The 17280-nt window shown below is 70.9% G+C and carries 17 protein-coding genes; 4 read left to right on the top strand and 13 right to left on the bottom strand.

Annotated features, from left to right (window positions below; all coding sequences use genetic code 11):
* From N5096_RS07285 to N5096_RS07270, 4 genes are all read right to left on the bottom strand, one after another.
* Positions 1–520: PAS domain-containing protein (locus tag N5096_RS07285; protein ID WP_267663669.1), on the bottom strand; the 520-nt coding region annotated here is incomplete at its 3' end.
* 107 nt (positions 521–627) lie between these two features.
* Positions 628–2037, bottom strand: coding sequence for a kynureninase (gene kynU / locus N5096_RS07280; RefSeq protein ID WP_267663668.1), 1410 nt, complete (start codon positions 2035–2037; stop codon positions 628–630).
* 77 nt (positions 2038–2114) lie between these two features.
* Positions 2115–4787: a leucine--tRNA ligase gene (gene leuS, locus N5096_RS07275; RefSeq protein WP_267663667.1), complete on the bottom strand. Its 2673-nt coding sequence runs from the start codon at positions 4785–4787 to the stop codon at positions 2115–2117.
* Between the two features lie 109 nt (positions 4788–4896).
* Entirely contained in the window at positions 4897–7134 is a 2238-nt protein-coding gene (locus tag N5096_RS07270) for a hypothetical protein (protein ID WP_267663666.1), read from the bottom strand.
* Positions 7135–7299: 165 nt separating this feature from the next.
* Between N5096_RS07270 and N5096_RS07265 the strand changes: the two genes are divergently transcribed.
* Positions 7300–7692 carry an SHOCT domain-containing protein gene (locus N5096_RS07265; protein ID WP_267663665.1) on the top strand — a complete coding sequence of 131 codons (393 nt, stop codon included), beginning with the start codon at positions 7300–7302 and terminating at the stop codon, positions 7690–7692.
* A 3-nt stretch (positions 7693–7695) separates the two neighbouring features.
* Here the strand turns inward: N5096_RS07265 and hisE are convergent, their stop codons facing one another.
* The 3 genes from hisE to N5096_RS07250 form a co-directional block, all read right to left on the bottom strand.
* The gene (hisE, locus tag N5096_RS07260; RefSeq protein ID WP_379790115.1) at positions 7696–8073 is read right to left on the bottom strand and encodes a phosphoribosyl-ATP diphosphatase; all 378 of its coding nucleotides are present in this window, start codon (positions 8071–8073) and stop codon (positions 7696–7698) included.
* The gene (pdxT, locus tag N5096_RS07255; RefSeq protein ID WP_267663664.1) at positions 8070–8663 is read right to left on the bottom strand and encodes a pyridoxal 5'-phosphate synthase glutaminase subunit PdxT; all 594 of its coding nucleotides are present in this window, start codon (positions 8661–8663) and stop codon (positions 8070–8072) included. The genes hisE and pdxT overlap by 4 nt, the downstream gene beginning before the upstream one ends.
* 82 nt (positions 8664–8745) lie before the next feature.
* Complete coding sequence (locus N5096_RS07250) at positions 8746–8910, bottom strand: preprotein translocase subunit Sec61beta (RefSeq protein ID WP_123113924.1); 165 nt, start codon at positions 8908–8910, stop codon at positions 8746–8748.
* A gap of 148 nt (positions 8911–9058) precedes the next feature.
* Between N5096_RS07250 and N5096_RS07245 the strand changes: the two genes are divergently transcribed.
* Positions 9059–9328 (top strand): thioredoxin family protein, encoded by a 270-nt coding sequence (locus N5096_RS07245; protein ID WP_267663662.1) that lies wholly within the window; start codon positions 9059–9061, stop codon positions 9326–9328.
* A gap of 95 nt (positions 9329–9423) precedes the next feature.
* Complete coding sequence (locus N5096_RS07240) at positions 9424–9573, top strand: 50S ribosomal protein L40e (RefSeq protein WP_267663661.1); 150 nt, start codon at positions 9424–9426, stop codon at positions 9571–9573.
* Positions 9574–10097: 524 nt separating this feature from the next.
* On the opposite strand, the gene N5096_RS07235 is transcribed toward N5096_RS07240, so the two are convergent.
* From N5096_RS07235 to N5096_RS07225, 3 genes are read right to left on the bottom strand one after another with little or no spacing between them, the layout of a single operon-like run.
* Positions 10098–10715 (bottom strand): dolichol kinase, encoded by a 618-nt coding sequence (locus N5096_RS07235; RefSeq protein ID WP_267663660.1) that lies wholly within the window; start codon positions 10713–10715, stop codon positions 10098–10100.
* Between the two features lies 1 nt (position 10716).
* Positions 10717–12501, bottom strand: a complete 1785-nt coding sequence (glyS, locus tag N5096_RS07230; protein WP_267663659.1) for a glycine--tRNA ligase — start codon at positions 12499–12501, stop codon at positions 10717–10719.
* The gene (locus N5096_RS07225; RefSeq protein WP_267663657.1) at positions 12502–13350 is read right to left on the bottom strand and encodes a CBS domain-containing protein; all 849 of its coding nucleotides are present in this window, start codon (positions 13348–13350) and stop codon (positions 12502–12504) included. It abuts the gene before it with no gap.
* A 279-nt stretch (positions 13351–13629) separates the two neighbouring features.
* On the opposite strand from N5096_RS07225, the gene N5096_RS07220 reads away from it, so the two are divergent.
* Positions 13630–13851 (top strand): DUF7556 family protein, encoded by a 222-nt coding sequence (locus tag N5096_RS07220; protein WP_267663656.1) that lies wholly within the window; start codon positions 13630–13632, stop codon positions 13849–13851.
* A 36-nt stretch (positions 13852–13887) separates the two neighbouring features.
* Here the strand turns inward: N5096_RS07220 and N5096_RS07215 are convergent, their stop codons facing one another.
* The 3 genes from N5096_RS07215 to N5096_RS07205 all read right to left on the bottom strand — a co-directional run bounded on the left by N5096_RS07215 (position 13888) and on the right by N5096_RS07205 (position 17050).
* A complete protein-coding gene (locus N5096_RS07215) occupies positions 13888–14793 on the bottom strand; it encodes a ketopantoate reductase family protein (RefSeq protein ID WP_267663905.1) in 906 nt (301 codons plus the stop codon).
* Between the two features lie 104 nt (positions 14794–14897).
* Positions 14898–16094, bottom strand: coding sequence for a pyridoxal-phosphate dependent enzyme (locus N5096_RS07210; protein WP_267663655.1), 1197 nt, complete (start codon positions 16092–16094; stop codon positions 14898–14900).
* Positions 16094–17050: a succinylglutamate desuccinylase/aspartoacylase family protein gene (locus tag N5096_RS07205; protein WP_267663654.1), complete on the bottom strand. Its 957-nt coding sequence runs from the start codon at positions 17048–17050 to the stop codon at positions 16094–16096. The genes N5096_RS07210 and N5096_RS07205 overlap by 1 nt, the downstream gene beginning before the upstream one ends.
* Positions 17051–17280 lie beyond the last annotated feature (230 nt).

Here is a 17280-nt window from a genome sequence, read left to right as displayed (position 1 = left end):
CGTCGGCGTCTTTGAGAAACACCGCCGCCGACATCGTCTCCAACACGGTCTGGAACCGGCGGTACGTGCGCCGGTGTTCCCGCTCCTGTTCTTTCTGTTCGGTGATGTCCCGAGCGACCCCGACGATCCGCGTCGTCGTGCCATCCTCCGTGATCGGGGTCAGCTTCGTCTGCCAGTGACTCGCGCCGGCCGGGAACTCCAAACGCTCCTCGTACTCGATCGGCTCTCCCCGTTCGGCGCATCGGCGGTAGTTCGCCTCGACTGCGGCCCCCTGCTCCTCGCCGAGGAGCTCTCGCGGCGTCTGCCCCCGCATCGTCTCCTCGGAGAACCCCGTCTGTTCCCGGTGCGCGGTGTTGTTCTCTCGGAACGTGAACTCGTAGCCGTGGTCCGTCTCCGCGACGTCGACGAGGAACACGGCGTCCTCCATCTCACGGACCATCGCCTCGTACACGCCGTCCCCTCCGCGACCGACCGTCCCGGACCCGCCACCGCCGCCGTCAGACCGTGAATTTTCGTCCATTACTACTCTTACTAAAAAACACGTCGGTTCCGCTGATAATACTGTGGATGTCAGCGGGCGAAACGGATCGCGCCCCCCTCGGGAGTCAGACCGGCGCGCCGCCGCCCCTACGTCACCCCGCCCTCACCGGTCGCGTACTCCTCGTGGATCCCCGACTCGAGGACCGTCTCGATCTCGTCCACGACCGCTAACACGTCTGCGAACGAGGTGTATGGGGCGGCTGGACACACCCGAACCACGTTCGGCGGCCGGAAGTCGACGACCACGCCGCGGTCGGTGAGCGCCTTGCTCAGCCGCTCCGCCTCGGGGTGTTCGAGCGCGACGTGGCCGCCCCGGGCCCGGTGTTCGCGCGGGGTTCCCACCGCGACGTCGGGGAGCCGCTCGTCGACGAGTGCGATCAGGAGGTCAGTGAGCGCGAGCGACTTCTCTCGTAGTCGGTCGATTCCGGCCTCCCGCAGGAGCTCGACCGAGCCCTCGAGGGGCGCGGCCGACAGCAAGGGCGGCGTCCCGATCTGCCACGCGCCGGCCGAGTCGGCGGAGGTGTACGTCATGTTCATCTCGAACTGCGTCGCCTTCTCGTGGCCCCACCACCCCGCCAGCGCGGGCGTGAGCCCGTGGTGCCGCTCCGCGACGAACAGCGCGCCGATCGAGCCCGGACCGGCGTTGAGGTACTTATACGTGCACCACACCGCGAAGTCGACGCCGGCCGCGCCGAACGCGTGCGGGACCGCACCCGCCGAGTGGGCCGCGTCGAAGCCGGCGTACGCGCCCGCCCCGTGGGCGGCCTCAGTAATCCGCCCGACGTCGAACAGCTGGCCGGAGCGGTACAGCGCGGTCGGCATGAAGACGACCCCCACGTCGTCGTGCGCGTCGAGCGCGGCCTCGATATCCCGGGGATCGATCGTCCGCCCGTCCCGGCTCTCGACGACCCGGAGCTTCTCGTCCGGGTCGATCCCGCGCTGGCGGAGCTGCGCCCGGATCGCGTAGTGGTCGGAGGGGAAGTCGAGCGCGTTCACGAGGACGGCGGGGTCGGCCTCGGGGTTCCCGTCCGGCGCCCACGTCCCGTCCGCCGCCGCGACCCCCTCTCGCTCCGGCCCGTTCCCCGCGAGCAGCTCGTCGAGGAAGGTGCCGACGAGCGCGTGGATGTTCACCGTGATCGAGTTGCCGACGACGACCTCCGAGGGATCGGCCCCGACGAGGGGTGCGAGCGCGTCGCCGAGGCGCTCGCCGACGGAGAACCAGGGTGGGTCGGCGTCGGTCCAGCCCGAGATCAGCAGCTCGCGCCACTCCTCGGCGACGCGGTCGAGGCTCGCCAGCGCGGCGTCGCTCGCGGGACCGAGCGAGTTGCCGTCCATATATAAGACGTCGTCGGCCACGTGATACCGGTCCGCGAACCCGGAGAGCGGGTCGGCGTCGTCGAGGCGCGCGGCGAGGACCGCCGGGTCCGCGTCGGCGGCGCCGCCGCCCAGCCCGTCACCGGCGAGGGCGTCGCGGGCGGGGGCGTAGGGGTCGTCCATACGCATTCGGATACCGCCGTGGACTAATCGCTTCCGGGCCGCCGACTGCAGTTAAAAGGACTACGGCCCGCGGACCGCTACTCGGCGATGTCGATTGCGGGCCGGCCCGGCTCCGCCTTCCGGACCACGCTCTCGTCGGCGTCTGCGGCGCGCTCGACGCGGACCGGCGCGTCGAACTCGCGCTCGATCAGCCACGCGGCCGCCCGGAGCGCGTCGTACTCGTCGTCGCCCGGCAGAGTCGCCTGCAGCGCCTCCCGATTCGCTTGCAGGTCCTGCCCGTACGAGGCCGCGTCGTCGCCCTGCTCCCGGATGTGGCTCTCTCCCATCAGCTCCGAGATGAGGTTGTCGGCGTCGCTGTCGATCGCGATCTCCAGCGCGTCGTACTTCCAGTCGGGCGCGACGACGACGTCGATCCGCTCGGGGTCCTCGATACCGGCGACGTCGACGATGTCGCGCACGTCCTCGCGGGTGTTCGCCACCAGCCGGCGGCGCTTCTCGACCGTCTCGCGGTCGACCGTCGCGGCCGGCCAGTCGGCCTCGACGACGAACCCGTCGCGGCCAAGCGCCTCCCACAGCTCCTCGGCGAGGTGTGGAACGACCGGCGCGAGCAGGCGGACGGCGACGTCGAGCCCGCGCTCGTAGGTGGCGGGGTCCGGGTCGGCGTGTTCGCGGTAGCTCCGGAGCGTCCCGACCAAGTCCTGCGCCTCGCGCAGCGCGACGTTGAACGTGAGGTCGTCGTACTCGTCGCCCGCGATGGCGACGGCGGCGTCGACTTCGTCGGCGACGTAGTCGTCGACGGTGTCGCGGTCGGCCGCTCGGTCGGCGGTTCCTGCCTCTCCCGCCGCGTACCCCTCGACGAGATCGCTCAGCCGGGAGAGGAACCGGTGGGTCGACCTGACGCCCTCCTCGGACCAGTCGAAGTCGCGCTCGGGCTGGGCGGCCTGCATCATGAACAGCCGGGCCGTGTCGGCGCCGTACTCGTCGACGATCCGCTGCGGGGAGACGACGTTCCCCTTCGACTTCGACATCTTCTCGCCCTCCAGCTGGACCATCCCCTGCGCCAGCAGGTTCGTGAACGGCTCGCGGTGATCGAGCCCCTCCTCATCGGCCAGCACCTTGGTGAAGAAGCGGGAGTACAGCAGGTGCATCACGGCGTGCTCGATGCCGCCGACGTACTGGTCGACCGGCATCCAGTCGTTCGCGCGGTCCAGGTCGAAGGGGGCGTCATCTACCCCCGGCGAGACGTAGCGCAGGAAGTACCACGAGGAGTCGACGAACGTGTCCATCGTGTCGGTCTCGCGGGTCGCGGGCTCGCCGCACTCCGGGCAGGTCGTCGCCTTCCACTCCTCGGCGGCGTCCAGCGGGTTCCCGGTGGTGTTGATGAACTCCGGCAGCTCGACGGGGAGGTTCTCGTCGGGGACCGTCACCGGGCCGCAGTCGTCGCAGTGGACGACCGGAATCGGGGTGCCCCAGTAGCGCTGGCGCGAGATTCCCCAGTCGCGCAGCTGGTACTGAGTGCTCTCCGCGGCGCTCTCGACGTCCGCGGTGAGCCGCTCGCGGGCCGTCTCGCTGTCGAGGCCGCTGTAGTCGCCGGAGTTGATCGTGACCCCGTCGTCGGTGAACGCCTCGTCGCTCACGTCAGGCGCGTCCGGGACCGACTCCCCGTCCCAGTCGTCCGGCTCCGGCGCGACGACGGGCTCGATGTCGACGCCCATCTTCGTCGCGAAGGCGTGGTCGCGCTCGTCGTGGCCGGGCACCGCCATCAGCGCGCCCGTCCCCACGTCGGAGAGGACGAAGTCGGCGACGAAGACGGGGATCGCCTCGCCCGTGGCGGGGTTGGTGGCGGTGAGGTCGGTCTCGACGCCGTTCGGCTCGTCGCCCTCGGGGTCCGCCTCGTGGTGGACGAACTCGTGGACCGCGTCGTCTTCGGCGGCCAACTCCTCGCTGATCGGGTGGTCCGGGGCGAGCGCGAAGAACGTCGCGCCGTGGACGGTGTCGACGCGGGTGGTGAACGCCTCGACGGGGCCGTACTCATCAATATCAAAGTCCAGCGTGGTCCCGTACTGCCGCCCGATCCAGTTGCGCTGCATCTGGCGCACCGAGTTGGGCCACCCCTCCAGGTCGTCGATGGCCTCCAGCAGCTCGTCGGCGTACTCGGTTATCTCCAGGAACCACTGGTCGAGTTCGCGGCCCTCGACCGGGGTGTCACAGCGCCAGCACAGCTCGTCGTCGCCCTCGACCTGCTCGTCGGCGAGGACGGTCTCGCAGGAGGGACACCAGTTCACCTCGGCGTCGCGCCGCTCCACGAGGTCGGCGTCGGCGAAGCGCGTGAACAGCCACTGGTTCCACTTGTAGTACTCCGGCGTGCAGGTGGTAATCTCGCGGTCCCAGTCGTAGCCGAACCCCATCGACCGCATCTGCCCTTTCATCGTGTCGATGCAGTCGAACGTCCAGTCGCGGGGGTTGGTGTCCCGCTCCTTGGCGGCGTTCTCGGCGGGGAGCCCGAACGCGTCCCACCCCATCGGGTGGAGCACGTCGTCGCCGCGCATCCGGCGGTACCGGGCGTACGCGTCCGTGATGGTGTAGTTGCGGACGTGACCCATGTGGAGCTTCCCCGACGGGTACGGGTACATCCCCAGCACGTACGTCGGGTCGTCGGCCTCGTCCGACGTGTGGTACACGGCGGCGTCGTCCCACGCCTCCTGCCACCGATTCTCGACCGCGGTGTGGTCGTAACCCTCCTGAGACATCTGCTTATATACTCGTGGTCGGGTCGGCGTCGTATAGCTTTCCATCCACCGATGCGGCGTGGCACGCCGCCTCGTCGGCGGTGATCGCGCCGCCGACGGGATCGCCGCCTTACAGCTTCTCGGCGTTTTGCGCCTGTTCGACGCGTTTCGTCGCCTGCTTCACCCGCTTTCTAGTCGCGTTCGCGAGTCCGGGTGGGAGCCCGTCGCGGGCCGCCGCGAGGCGCTCCTCGATCCGGGCTATCCGGTCGGCGACGTTTCCCAGTTGGCGCTCGGTCCCCTCGCCGTCGCCCTCTCGGGCGCGTTCCTCGGCCCGCTCCGCGGCCTCGACCGCGGCGGCGAGGGCGCGTTCGAGCCCGTTCACCGCGTTCTCGGCTCCGCCGCCGCCGGAACCGCCACCGTCGGAACCGCCGCTCGTCCCTCCGCCGTCCTCGGTGTCATCGCCGTCGTCGCTCTCCGCCGCCGCGGTCGCGACCGCGGCCCGCGTCTCCTCCGCCACGTCGGCGACGTAACCGGCGAGCGGGGCCGCCCCGGTCTCCGGGCGCTCGATCCGGATCGGGCCCTTCCCGTCCGCGTCGTCCGAGCCGTCCGAGTCGTCGCCGTCCGCCCCCGGCGGGTCCGGGTTGACCCGGTACGCGCCGACCTCGTCGTCGGCGTCGCGGACCTCGGTCGTGTACGCGCCGCCGGCGTGGACGTACACCGCGTCGCTCCCGTCGATCGCGGAGTCGTAGATCCCCCCGGCGAAGTCGTCCTCGACCGCCGTCCGCGTCAGGTCGACGTCGCTCTCCGAGTCGTCGAGCTCCACCTTCCGCGCGTTCTCGCGGGCGACGAGCGGGATCTCGCCGTCGACGCCCGCGGCCGTCACGGACTCGTCCGCGGAGACGGTCAGCTCCTCGCTGTGCGGGGCCTGCCCGGCCCCGTTGACCGTGAGCCGGTGGTCGCCTCCGGGGACGCCGCTCGCGACCGCAACCCCACCGGCGAACGTCGGGACCGCCTCGGGGTCGCTCTCGATCAGCACGAACGACTCGGTGACCGCGTCGGTCGTCGTCAGTCCCTCACCGTCGGGGGCGTCGTCGGTCTCCGTCGCCCGGCTGACGCGAGCGACGACCGCGTCGAGCCCCTCGGCCACGTCGGCGCCGAACGCCTCGTCGCCGGCGATGGCGTCGTACCGCTCGGCGAGCTCCGCGCGGTGGTTCCCGGCGGTGACGTCGAGCGCGGGGTTCTCGTAACGGGGCTGTTCCCACGGCACGCCCGTGGTCGTGATGTGGCTCGCGACGGCGTCCTCGACGACCTCCGGGACGGCGAACTCGAAGCTGAGCTGCGGGCCGGTGAACGCCGCGATGTCCTCCAACTCGGCGCTCTCGACCAGCTCGTAGCCGACCACTTCGTCGACGACCTCGTCCGCGAGCGCGTCCTCGCGGTCGGCGTGCCGGAAGGCGAGCCCCGTCTCCCGAAGGGGGAGGTCGGTCGGGGGCGACCGCAGCGCGTCGAGCGACCGGATCGTCAGCGCGCCGTCGACCAGCGACTCCGCCGTGACCGACGGGAGGTCCGGGTGTTCGTAGAGCGGTTCGCCCTCGTAGTCGGGGACGACGAAGGGGAGCCGCATCCCCTCGTCGCGGGGGAGCCCGTACGCGATCGGGATCCCGAGGAGGTCCTCGACGGTGTCGATCGTCGTGTTGGTGATGTCCGCGAGCAACCCGTCCTCGCCGACCCGCTGGAACCGGTCGGGGTCATCGTTGACGGAGAGGGTGCTGGAGTGCGAGCCGAGCTCCGGGAGGATCCGCGGGACTGTGTCGGGGTCCGGATCGAGGAATTCGTTGTTCGGGACGCTCCGGGAGTGCGAGCTGGCCACGTACAGCTGGGGGTCGCCGGTGTCGAGGTCGACGAAGACGTGGAGCACCTCCCAGTCGTGCCAGTGGAAGTTGGCCGTGAACTGGTCGAACGCGGAGTAGAGCCAGAACTGGACGACCGCGAGCGGGGAGTCCTCGTACCGGACCCCGTTGTAGAACACCGTCGGGTTCGGCGGCTCGCCCGCCTCCTCGTACCGCTCGTGGTAGCCGTCGAACGCCGTGAAGCCGTCGACGACCGTCTCGCCGTCCTCCTCGACCGCGTACGGCCGCGGGTCGGTCAGGAACCACGGCTCCGCGGAGTCGAAGTACAGCGTCGGCGCGAACCGGGCCGCGAGCTCGTCGAGCCGGTCCGGGTCCAGTTTCCCGGTCGCGGCGTCGTCCGGCGCCGAGCCCGAGCAGCCGGCGACCGCGGCGCTCCCGGCGCCCGCGAGCGCGCCGAGCACGGTCCGGCGGTCGACGGGTCGGCCGTCGACGCTTCGCCGGTCGGGATCCTCGGTCACGCCCGCCCCTCGTCGGACCGCACAGGGACGCGGTTCGGTCGCGTTCGCGGTTCCAGGTCCATTTCCGAATGTAACGACCACTCCGGCGAATAAGTCTTCTGACGCCGAACGGGAGTCGGACCCACGCGGCCGAAGGTATTTGCGCTCGGACGCGTGACTCCCCACATGGACGGGAAGCGAGCCCTCTACTACAGTGCGGTCGCGGTCGCGATCCTGATCGGTGTGAGCGTGGTGCTGTCCGTGATCTCGACTATCATCGGGCTCGTCACCGCGGTGGTCTCCCTGGCGGTCCTCGCCGGAATCGCCTACGTCGCGTACGCGGTCGGATCGGGGTTCTTCGGAAGCGACGACGCGTCCGTCGACATGGGGTCGACCGGCGCGTCGCGGTCGACCTCGTCGGCGTCGCCCGGCGGCGCCTCGGAGAGCCGGCAGGACCGGATCCGCCGGCAGTACGTCGAGGGACAGATCGGCGAGGAGGAGTTCGAACGTCGGATCGCCGACGAGTTGGAGACCGAGGAGCTCGACGACATCGACCGCCAGCTCGAGCGCGAGCGGTAGGGGTTAAAATCGCTCCTGTAGCTCTTCCCGCAGGTCGTCGAGGTCGAGGTCCTTCATCGCGAGCAGCACCAGCAGGTGGTAGACGAGGTCCGCGCTCTCGTAGGTGAGCTCGTCGCGGTCGTTGTCTTTCGCCGCGAGTATCGCCTCCGTCGCCTCCTCGCCGACCTTCTCTAACACCTCGTTCTCGCCCTTCTCGTGGGTGAAAAGCGAGGCGGTGTACGACCCCTCTGGGAGTTCCCGCTTCCGCGACTCGATGGTGGCGAACAGCTCGTCAAGGACGTCCTCGGGCGGGGTCTCGGGGTCCTCGGGCGGGGTCTCGGGGTCCTCGGCATCCGGGCCCTCGGCGCTCCCTCCTTCTCCGCCTGCGTCCGGGCCGCTCACGCGACCACCTCCCGCTCGGGGAAGAAGGCGAGGTCGTGGATCCGCGGGTCGTCGGTGAGCTCCGGGTGGAACGCGGTGGCGACGACGGGGCCGTCGCGTACCGCGACCGGGCGGCCGTCGACGGTCGCGAGCACCTCGACGTCGTCTCCGACCTCGTCGATGAGCGGCGCGCGGATGAACACGGCGTGGAACGGCTCGTCGAGCCCGGTCACCGGCAGCTTCGCCTCGAAGGAGTCCTTCTGGCGACCGAACGCGTTGCGGTCGACGGAGGCGTCGACGAGCCCGAGCGCGTCGACGCGGTCGTCTTTCGCGTCCCGCGAGCAGACGATGAGCCCGGCGCAGGTGGCGAGCACGGGCTTTCCGCTCGCGACGTGCTCGCGGATCTCGGAGGCGATCCCCTCTCGGTGGACCAGTCGCGAGATGGTCGTCGACTCCCCGCCCGGCATGAGGAGGACGTCGCAGTCGGGCACGATCCCGGCGTCGCGGACCTCGACGACCTCCGCGGGCTCGTCGTGTGCGGCCGCGGCGTTCCGGACGGCGGCGGCGTGCTCGGCCACGTCGCCCTGCACGGCGATGACGCCTGCTTTCATGTGACTGATTCGGTGGGGGACGGGCAAAAAGGGCGCGCTACGGGGCGGTCGGTGTGAGGCGTTCGAACGGCGGGGGCGGACCCTACGCGACCGTCAGCGAGAGGACCTGCACGAAGACGCCGAAGAGGACGCAGAACGCGAGGACGGTCTTGGGACTCATCGAGATCGCGTTCCGGTCCTCGTTGTCGAAGTAGCGGACCAGTCCCGCACTGGACATCAGCCCGCCGGAGTTGGAGCCACTGCTCATACCCGCCAGTGGTCCGCGCGGCGTTCTAAACGTTTCGCTCGCGGCCGACGAGGCTCGGGCGCGGCCGGCGGGAGCGGGCGTGACGACCCCCGCTCGTCGCCGCGTGGGAAACCCTTATGCGCGGTCCGCCGGTAGAACCGGCCGGATAATGACTGTTCGACTGCTGGATTTCCACGCTGACTGGTGCGGCCCGTGTAAGACGCAGGACCCGATTCTGGACGAGATCCAGGAGGACCTCGGCGACGCGTTCGAGCTCCAGAAGGTGAACGTCGACGAGGAGCAGGACGTCGCCAACCAGTACCAGGTGCGCTCGCTGCCGACGCTGATCGTCGAGAACGACGACGGCGTCGTGGACCGATTCGTCGGCGTCACCCAGCGCGAGGACATCGAGACCGCGCTCTCCGAGGCCGGCGCCTGAGGGTCGGGCCGTCCGGTCCGATCGGCGGCTGAGGGCGCCGTCGACCCGCCGCCGCGTCTCGCAACCTTTTACAGCGTCGCCGCGACAGTAGTCGTATGGCCAGCTTCGACGCCGCGGAACGCCGCAACCTCGACCGGCAGATCTGCATGCGCTGTAACGCCCGCAACGCCCCCGACGCGAAGCGCTGCCGCAAGTGCGGCTACAAGAACCTCCGCCCCAAGGCGAAGGAACGCCGCGCGGCCTGAGCGGTCGTTTTGCTCGGTTCTTGTCGGCTCATCTGGGTTCGGTAGCGATGAGTACGTGTCGTTTAATTGTGTCCCCGCTGGCCGTTTTTGAACGGCTGCTGTCGCTGACCCGGAGAACGCTTCCGAAGTCTCAGCCGTTCGGTTATAAATAATCGACAGCGGATCGGCGGTGAAGACCTCCAAAGCCCCAGCCGGGAGTACTCGCGCACCTCGTTGCGCTCCTCGCTCGTTCGCTGCGCTCACTCGCTGCGGTGCTTACGTCGGTGTGCTTCGCCCTCCCGGCTGCCCCTTTGAGTCCCACCCCGCACAGCACCGCACCTCACGCCTCCCCAGCCTCGTCGCTCGCTTCGTCGCCGGCGCGGAGCGCCGGCTGCAAGAGGGACCTCCGGTCCCTCTCTGCTCGCGACTCCCTCGCGCGTGCGATTCGCTCTCTTCGGGCGCTCATCGGCACGCGCCGCCGCATATCTATTTATAAATGCCCACCGCGCTTTCCGCTCGCTACCGAGCGGCTACCGCCCCGCGGCCTACCCCAACGTCGCGACCGCGAGGAGCATCCCGCCGGCGGCGGCGGGCGGGATGGTGAGGTTGTCGTCGACGGCGACCCCGCGGATCATCGGCGGGAGACCGTCGGCGACCGCGGCGGGCGCGGCGCCCGCCATCGCGACGACGATACCCACGTCGGGGCCGAACGCGGGGAAGGTGAAGGGGACGGCGAGCCCGAAGCAGACGAGGAACATCGCGACCCACGCGGCGGGCCGCTTCGCCTCCGTGGCGTCGTTGTCGGCGAGCGCGCCGCTGACGGGGTCGCCCACGGACAGCATCCACATCGCGGGGATCGCCAGCGTCGGCCCCAGGAGGAGGACCGCGCCGGTCATGCTCATCTGGTACAGCGCGTAGCCGGCGAGCGAGTCGGCCTCGTACTCCCGTGTGAGCTTCCGGTAGAGCCAGTGATTGAGTCCCGCGACGAGCCGGAGGAACTCGAGCGCGAGGACGACGGCGAGCGCGGCCACGAGGAAGTAGCGCGTCTCCGTCCACGTGAGCCAGCCCAGCAGGAACGGGACCGGGTAGAGGGTGCCGCCGGAGTGGACCAGCCGCCGCTCGAACTCCACGCGCTCGCGCCACTCCGTCGCCGGGAGCGCCACGTCAGTTGGTTTCGACGTCCGTCTCGACGGTCTCGTACCGGTCCAGCAGCACGTCGAACGACTCGCCCGCGCGGAGCGCGGCGAGCTCGGCGGCCAGCTCGTCGGCGGGGAGCCGGACCTGCGCCGCCGAGTCGCGCTCGCGGACGGTGACGGTGTCGGGGGCGTCGCCCTCGATTCCGTCGCGGTCGACCGTGACGCAGAACGGCGTACCGACCTCGTCCTGCCGGCGGTAGCGCCGCCCGATCGAGCCGGAGTCGTCGTACGCCACCGCGAGGCCGGCCGCGCGCAGGTCGCTCGCGACGCGGTCCGCGAGGTCGACGAGCCGGTCGTCGTTCGTCACGAGGGGGAACACCGCGGCGTCCTGCGGCGCGATCTCGGGCTCCACGGAGAGGTACGTCCGCGCCTCGCCGTCGACCTCGTCCTCGCGGTAGGCGTGTGCGAGGAGCGTCTGGACGGTGCGGCCCACGCCGAAAGAGGGCTCGACCACGTGCGGCGTGATGTGCTCCCCGCTCTCGGTCGTCTCCTCGATCGCGAAGCCGGCGACGTCGACGTCGACGTCGCGCGTCTCCCCGTTCACGTCGACCGAAACCGTCTCTGCGTCGAAGGCGTCGGGGTCGCGCTCGGCGAGCGCCTCGAGCGCTTCGGCGACCGCGGCGGCGTCGCCGCCGAACTCGGGGCCGAGGACCGACATGTCGGGGTCGACCGCCGCGCGCTCGACCGTCTTCGGCTCGTCGTAGCGCTTGAACACGGTGAAGGCGCCGTCGCCGTGCTCGCCGTGCTTCGAGAGGTCGTAGTCGGAGCGGTACGAGAAGCCCGCGATCTCGATCCAGTCGCCGTCGACCTCGCTCTCCGCGTCCCAGCAGTCGGCCGCGTAGTGGGCGCGCTCGCCCGCGAGGTGCTGGCGGAACCGGAACCGGTCGAGGTCGACGCCGACGCGCTCGTACCACTCCTTGGCGACGCCGAGGTAGTAGCCGACCCACGGGGAGCCGATGACCCCCTCATCGACCGCCTCGCCGACCGTCGTCTCAACGTACTCGCCGTCGTCGGCCTCCTGTTCGGTCGCCGGGTACAGCCGCACCTCGACGTCGCGGACGCGGTCGAGTGGGGGCTCGTCCGCCTCGGGGTCGATGAACTGCTCGAGCTCGGCCTGCGTGAACTCGCGGAGCCGGAGGAGGCCGCCGCGCGGCGAGATCTCGTTGCGGTAGGCGGCGCCAATCTGCGTGATCCCGAAGGGGAGGTTCCCGCGGGCGTACTCCTTCAGCCGCGGGAACTCGACGAAGATCCCCTGCGCGGTCTCCGGTCGGAGGTAGCCGGGCTGGGCGTCGCCCGGCCCGATGTCGGTCGCGAACATGAGGTTGAAGTCCTCGACCGATTCGCCCGCGAGCGGGGTGCCACAGGAGGGGCAAGCGATCTCGTTGTCGGCGATGAGGCCTTCGACCTCGTCGCCGGGGAGCGCCTCCGCGTCCTCGATCTCCGTGACGGCCTCCACGAGGTGGTCGGCGCGGTGCGACTCGCCGCACTCGCCGCACTCGACGAGCATATCGTCGAACCCCTCCAGGTGGCCGGACGCCTCGAAGACGGGCTCCGGCATCACCGTCGGCGCCTCGATCTCGCGGTTCCCCTCGCGGATGGTGAACCGGTCGCGCCACGCGTCCTCCAGGTTCCGCTTCAGGGCCGCGCCCTGCGGGCCGAAGGTGTAGAAGCCGGCGGTACCCCCGTACGCGCCGTTCGAACCGAAAAAGAAGCCGCGCCGCTTCGCCAGCTCGACGAGGTCGTCCGCGGCCATCTAGAGGCCCTCCAGCAGGTCGACGTCGCGCACGATCCCCTCGAGGTCGGTGCCGCTGACGAGGGGGACCTGCTCGATGTCGTTGCTGATGAGCTCCTGTGCGACCTCCTTGGCCGTCCGGGCGCCGCTGACCGTGACCGGGTCCTCGGTCATGAAGTGGCGCGTCGCCTCCGCCGGGATCTCCACGTTCCGGGTCGGGAGGTAGCGCGCCCCGGTCGCCTTGATTCCCTCCCAGGACCACTCGGAGTCCTGCTCGGCGATGGAGTCGCCCGTGCTCGCCTCGCCCTCGACGACGCGGGCGACTCCGAGCACGTCGACCTCGGTGAGGATCCCCGCCATCCGGGCGTCGTCGTCGAGCACCACCGCGTAGGGGACGCCCGCGAGCCCGATCTCCCGCTCGGCGACCGGCAGCGGCGTCCCCGTGTGGGTCGCGTTGACCGCGCGAGTCGCGAGCCCGCCGACCTCGGCGTCGCCGTCGATCTCGCCGCGGGCGATCGCCCGCACCACGTCGGTGACGGTGAGGATGCCCACGAGCGAGTCGCCGTTGACGACCGGGAGCCGGCGGGAGCTCTCGGCGACCATCGTGCCCGCGGCGTCGATGATATCCTTGTCCACCCCCACCGTCGGCACTTCCCGCATCAGCAGCGCGAGCTGGTCCTCGTCCGGCTGCTCGATGAGGTCGTCTCGGGTGACGAGCCCGCGGTACACCTCGTCGCCGTCGACGTCCTTCACGACGGGCACCGAGGAGAAGCCGTGCTCCTGGATGTACTCCAGCACGTCGTTCCGGCTCCCCGGAATCTCGACGACGACGAGATCCGACCGCGGCGTCATGGCGTCTGATACGTTCATACACCGTCTTTCAGCGTGGCACCTCTTGTATACTGCGAAGGTGGTCGGCGACGGCGCGGGGGCGGCCCGACGCTCGCCGGTGCTCCTCTCCCATCCGACCCGTCCACTCGACAGCCGTCCGACTCTTCCGTCGGATCGACGCCTCACGCCGCCGATACCCGTCAGATAGCCGGGTTCGCGGCCGTTTCGCCGTCGATCTTCCCGATCAAAGCGGAGATCCGCCGACGGCGGGCGACTCCGGTTCGGAACCCTTATATCTCCTGTGAACAATTGACAATCATGTCACGGAGTTCCACTCCCTGGGACGACCCGGACCCCGATCACCGTCGAACGGCGCTGCCCGCAGATCCGACGCTCGACGCTGACGATTCCCCCGACGTGATGGCGTCGATCGACTCGTCGGCGTCCCGACCGGAGCTGGTGATCGCGGACGTCTCGCGGGAGAACGCGTGGGTCTCGGTCGACGAGACCGACGCGACCGTGCTCGAGGAGTGGTGTTGAGTCGGGAGTCCATCGCCCCTTCGATTTCCACGCCGCTCACCCGGACTCGCGAACCCCTTCTCCGAGTTCCCACGCCCGAACCAGCGACGCGATCGTCCGACACGTCGGCGCCGACGCCCCGAGACGCTCGGCGCGCTCGGTGACGGCGCCGTAGATCCCGTCGACCTCGGTCCGCCGCCCGGCGGCGACGTCCTCGTGCATCGACGAGCGGTTGGCGGCGGTGTCGGCGGCGACGCGCTCGACGGCGGCGACCGCCTCGTCCGCGCCGAGGTCGACGCCGTCGGCGCGCGCGACGCGGGCCACCTCGCGGGCCGCCTCGCGGGCCACCTCGCCGCCCGGGCCGTCCAGCGTCGCCCCGTTCGAGAGGCGCGCGAGCGCCGAGGGGCCGTTGATCCCCGCGTTGACCGCGAGCTTCTCGTACCGGCGTCGGGGCATGTCCGCCGCGACCGTCGTCTCGATCCCGGCCTCGTCGAAGGCGGCGCCGACGCGGCTGGCGAGCGGGTCCGGGCTCCCGGAGAGCGCGCCGACGACGACCTCGCCGACGCCCGTACACGTCACTCGCCCGGGCTCGCCGAAGCGAGCGCCGTAGCTCGCGGTGCCCGCGAGCACGGTCGGGTCGAGCGCGGCGACGAGCCGCTCTTCCGTGAGCCCGTTCTGGAGCGAACAGACCGCCTCGTACTCGCCCGTCGCGAGCGCCCGCGCCGCCGCGTCCGTGTCGTACGCCTTCGTCGTGACCAAGGCGAGCTCGGCGGCGCGGTGGGTCCCGTCGGTCAACGCTTGCGGCCGGACGTGCGCGTCGACCTCGCCGTCGATCCGGAGCCCGTCCGCGCGGATCCGCCGCATGTGCGGGTCGCGGCCGACGAGGGCGACGTCGTGGGCCCGGGCCAACAGCCCACCGATCAGGCTGCCGAGCGCGCCGGCGCCGTAGACGAGGACCTCCATGCGCGTCCCCACGGGACGCGACTGAAAAGGCGTGACGGTGGTGCCGGCGCTCCGGTCGTCGTGGTCGCCCTCGACGCGGTCGCCTCCAGCGCGGTCGCCGCCCCTCACCCCTTCAGCCCGCTCCCGGTCAGCGCGACGACGACGTCGTCGTCGGCAGCGAGGTCCCCGCGTTCGCGGAGCTCCTGGAGCGCGGCCGGCGCCACGGCGCAGGTCGGCTCGGTGTAGAAGCCCGCCCGGTGGAGCCGGTCGAGCTCGCGCTCCGCGCTCGACTCCGTCACCGCGAGCGCGTCGCCGTCGGTCTCGGCGATCGCGTCAAGGAGCTCCGCGCTCCGCACCGGCTCTTCGATCTGAATCCCGTCGGCAGCCGCGTTGACGCGCCCGTCGGGGTCGGCCGCTGCCGGCCCGTGTAGCTCCCGGACGATCGGGGCGATCCCGGCCGCCTGCGCGCCGAACAGCCGCGGGACCGCATCGATCCAGCCGGCGCGTTCGAGCCGCCGGAACCCCCGGTACGCGCCGAGAAACAGCGTGCCGTGTCCGAGCGGGGTGACGACCGCGTCCGGGGCCTCCCAGCCGCGCTGGGCGGCGATCTCGTAGGCGACCGTGGCCGTCCCTTCGAAGAACGCGGGGTTCCACGCGTGGCTGGCGTACCACGCGGGGCCGTCGGGACCTCTGCCCTCCCTACCGCCCGCGGTGTCGCTCTCTCCCCCGCCCTCGCCGAGCGCGGCCACGCAGGCGTCGGTCACGTCCGTCCGGCTCCCTTCGACCCGGATCGGCTCCGCGCCGGCGCGGCGGATGGCGCGGAGCTTCGACTCCTTGGCGTCGGCCGGGACGTACACCGCGGCGTCGACCCCAGCGCGGGCCGCGTACGTCGCGATCGCCGCGCCGGCGTTGCCGGAGGAGTCCTCGACGACGCGCTCGACGCCGAGCTCGCGGGCGCGCGTGAGCGTTGCCGTCGCGCCCCGGTCCTTGAACGACCCGGTGGGGAAGACGTACTCCAGCTTGAACTCGGCGCCCCAGCCGTCCCCGTCGACGAGCGGCGTCGTTCCCTCGCCGAGCGTCACCCGGTCGGCGGGGTCGTCGCCGACGGCGAGGAACCCCGCGAACGCCCAGAGCCCGTCGCGGGCGCCCGGCCATCCCCCCTCTCCCAGGTCCGGCGCCGGGCGCTCCGGAATCGGGGGCTCGGCGAAGTTCAGGGGAGCGCCGCACTCGCAGCGCCACCGGTCGTCGGCGGTCGCACCGCATTCGGAGCAGGCGAGTCGCCTCGGGGTGGCGTCGGTCCTCCCCGCGCCGTCGCCCGGCATCAGTACTCGTCGACGTTGGTGCCAACCGAGCAGACGTACTCGCCGGCGGCAACCTGCGGGAGGCGTCGGGTGCGCCAGAAGACGCCGTCGTCGTCGGCGGTGACGCGGCCCTTCGGCTCGCCGAAGGTGTCGGTCACTCTGAAGAGGACGTCGCCGGCGGAGACGCGCTCGCCGAGGTCGCGCTCGAACCTGACGAGCCCGCCCGCGGGCGACCCGTACTGGTCGAACCCGCGCGCCCGGACCTGCCGTTCGAGGTCGACCTCGCCGTCGAGGAACCCGTAGTGCCGGAGCACGTTGAACACGCCCTCGACGCCGTACCGGATCGACTCCTCGTCCCAGCCGACGGCGCCGCCGAGCTCGGGGTCGATCGTCGGGATCCCGTGTTCCGGTCCGGCCCGCGCGAGCTGGCCGTCCGGGCCCTTGATATCGAGGACGTGGCCGCAGCCGAACGCCTTCGCGAGCTCCAAGCAGTCGCCGTGGAGATGGTGGCGGATCCCGCACCGCACCCGCGTCTCGTTTATCATCCGGCTGGTCGACCCCTGGTGGAGGTCTAAGATCATATCCGCTCGCTTCGCCGCCTGAAACGTCGCGTGCGCGATCCGCTCGCTCGTCGTCCCGTCCTCGTCGCCGGGATACCCCCGGTTCATCTTCCGGTCGTCGATCGGATTTCGGTGTTCGGCCACCTGAAAGCCAAAGTAGTTGACGATGCCGACGACCAGGACCGCCCCGGACAGCTCCGTCGGGTCGATCCGCGGGACGACGCGGTTGACGACGCCGAGCCCGTTGAGCTCGTCGCCGTCGCTGACCGCCTGCACGTACAGCGTCCGTCCGTCCCTCGCGCCGTTGACGACCGCGACCGGCAGTCGCACGGGGCTCCCGTCCCGCGTCTCGCCCACTTCGAGACGGCCCGTGTCCGTCTCGCCCGGCGGGGCGCGGGCCGTTCCAAGCGTGATCATTACCCGAACGTGGGCCGGCCGCCCCTTTATCCGTTCGGTCCGCGGCGATCGACTGACACAAGCTTCATCGCCGTCTCGGCCGACCAGCTGCGCGTTCCGGACCGGATCGAGCCGCCGGACTCCGGGGTTCGAATCGTCGTGCCGCCGTCGTACGACTCCCTCTACAGATAAGCAAGGCGAGTGCCTCGGGGCTTGACCCCGAGGGTGAAGCCGACACTCAAACGTGTTCT

The organism is Halorubrum yunnanense (genome assembly GCF_026586675.1).
GTDB lineage: Archaea > Halobacteriota > Halobacteria > Halobacteriales > Haloferacaceae > Halorubrum > Halorubrum yunnanense.
This window is presented reverse-complemented; position numbering and strand designations above follow the sequence as displayed.

What these genes read in the sequence shown, in the direction of transcription:
- N5096_RS07245 (WP_267663662.1), top strand. Translation starts at nt 9,059, where the DNA reads ATGACTGTTCGACTGCTGGATTTCCACGCTGACTGGTGCGGCCCGTGT.
- N5096_RS07240 (WP_267663661.1), top strand. Translation starts at nt 9,424, where the DNA reads ATGGCCAGCTTCGACGCCGCGGAACGCCGCAACCTCGACCGGCAGATC.
- N5096_RS07205 (WP_267663654.1), bottom strand. Translation starts at nt 17,050, where the DNA reads ATGATCACGCTTGGAACGGCCCGCGCCCCGCCGGGCGAGACGGACACG.
- N5096_RS07265 (WP_267663665.1), top strand. Translation starts at nt 7,300, where the DNA reads ATGGACGGGAAGCGAGCCCTCTACTACAGTGCGGTCGCGGTCGCGATC.
- N5096_RS07225 (WP_267663657.1), bottom strand. Translation starts at nt 13,350, where the DNA reads ATGAACGTATCAGACGCCATGACGCCGCGGTCGGATCTCGTCGTCGTC.
- leuS (WP_267663667.1), bottom strand. Translation starts at nt 4,787, where the DNA reads ATGTCTCAGGAGGGTTACGACCACACCGCGGTCGAGAATCGGTGGCAG.
- N5096_RS07210 (WP_267663655.1), bottom strand. Translation starts at nt 16,094, where the DNA reads ATGCCGGGCGACGGCGCGGGGAGGACCGACGCCACCCCGAGGCGACTC.
- pdxT (WP_267663664.1), bottom strand. Translation starts at nt 8,663, where the DNA reads ATGAAAGCAGGCGTCATCGCCGTGCAGGGCGACGTGGCCGAGCACGCC.
- glyS (WP_267663659.1), bottom strand. Translation starts at nt 12,501, where the DNA reads ATGGCCGCGGACGACCTCGTCGAGCTGGCGAAGCGGCGCGGCTTCTTT.
- N5096_RS07220 (WP_267663656.1), top strand. Translation starts at nt 13,630, where the DNA reads ATGTCACGGAGTTCCACTCCCTGGGACGACCCGGACCCCGATCACCGT.
- kynU (WP_267663668.1), bottom strand. Translation starts at nt 2,037, where the DNA reads ATGGACGACCCCTACGCCCCCGCCCGCGACGCCCTCGCCGGTGACGGG.
- N5096_RS07250 (WP_123113924.1), bottom strand. Translation starts at nt 8,910, where the DNA reads ATGAGCAGTGGCTCCAACTCCGGCGGGCTGATGTCCAGTGCGGGACTG.
- N5096_RS07215 (WP_267663905.1), bottom strand. Translation starts at nt 14,793, where the DNA reads ATGGAGGTCCTCGTCTACGGCGCCGGCGCGCTCGGCAGCCTGATCGGT.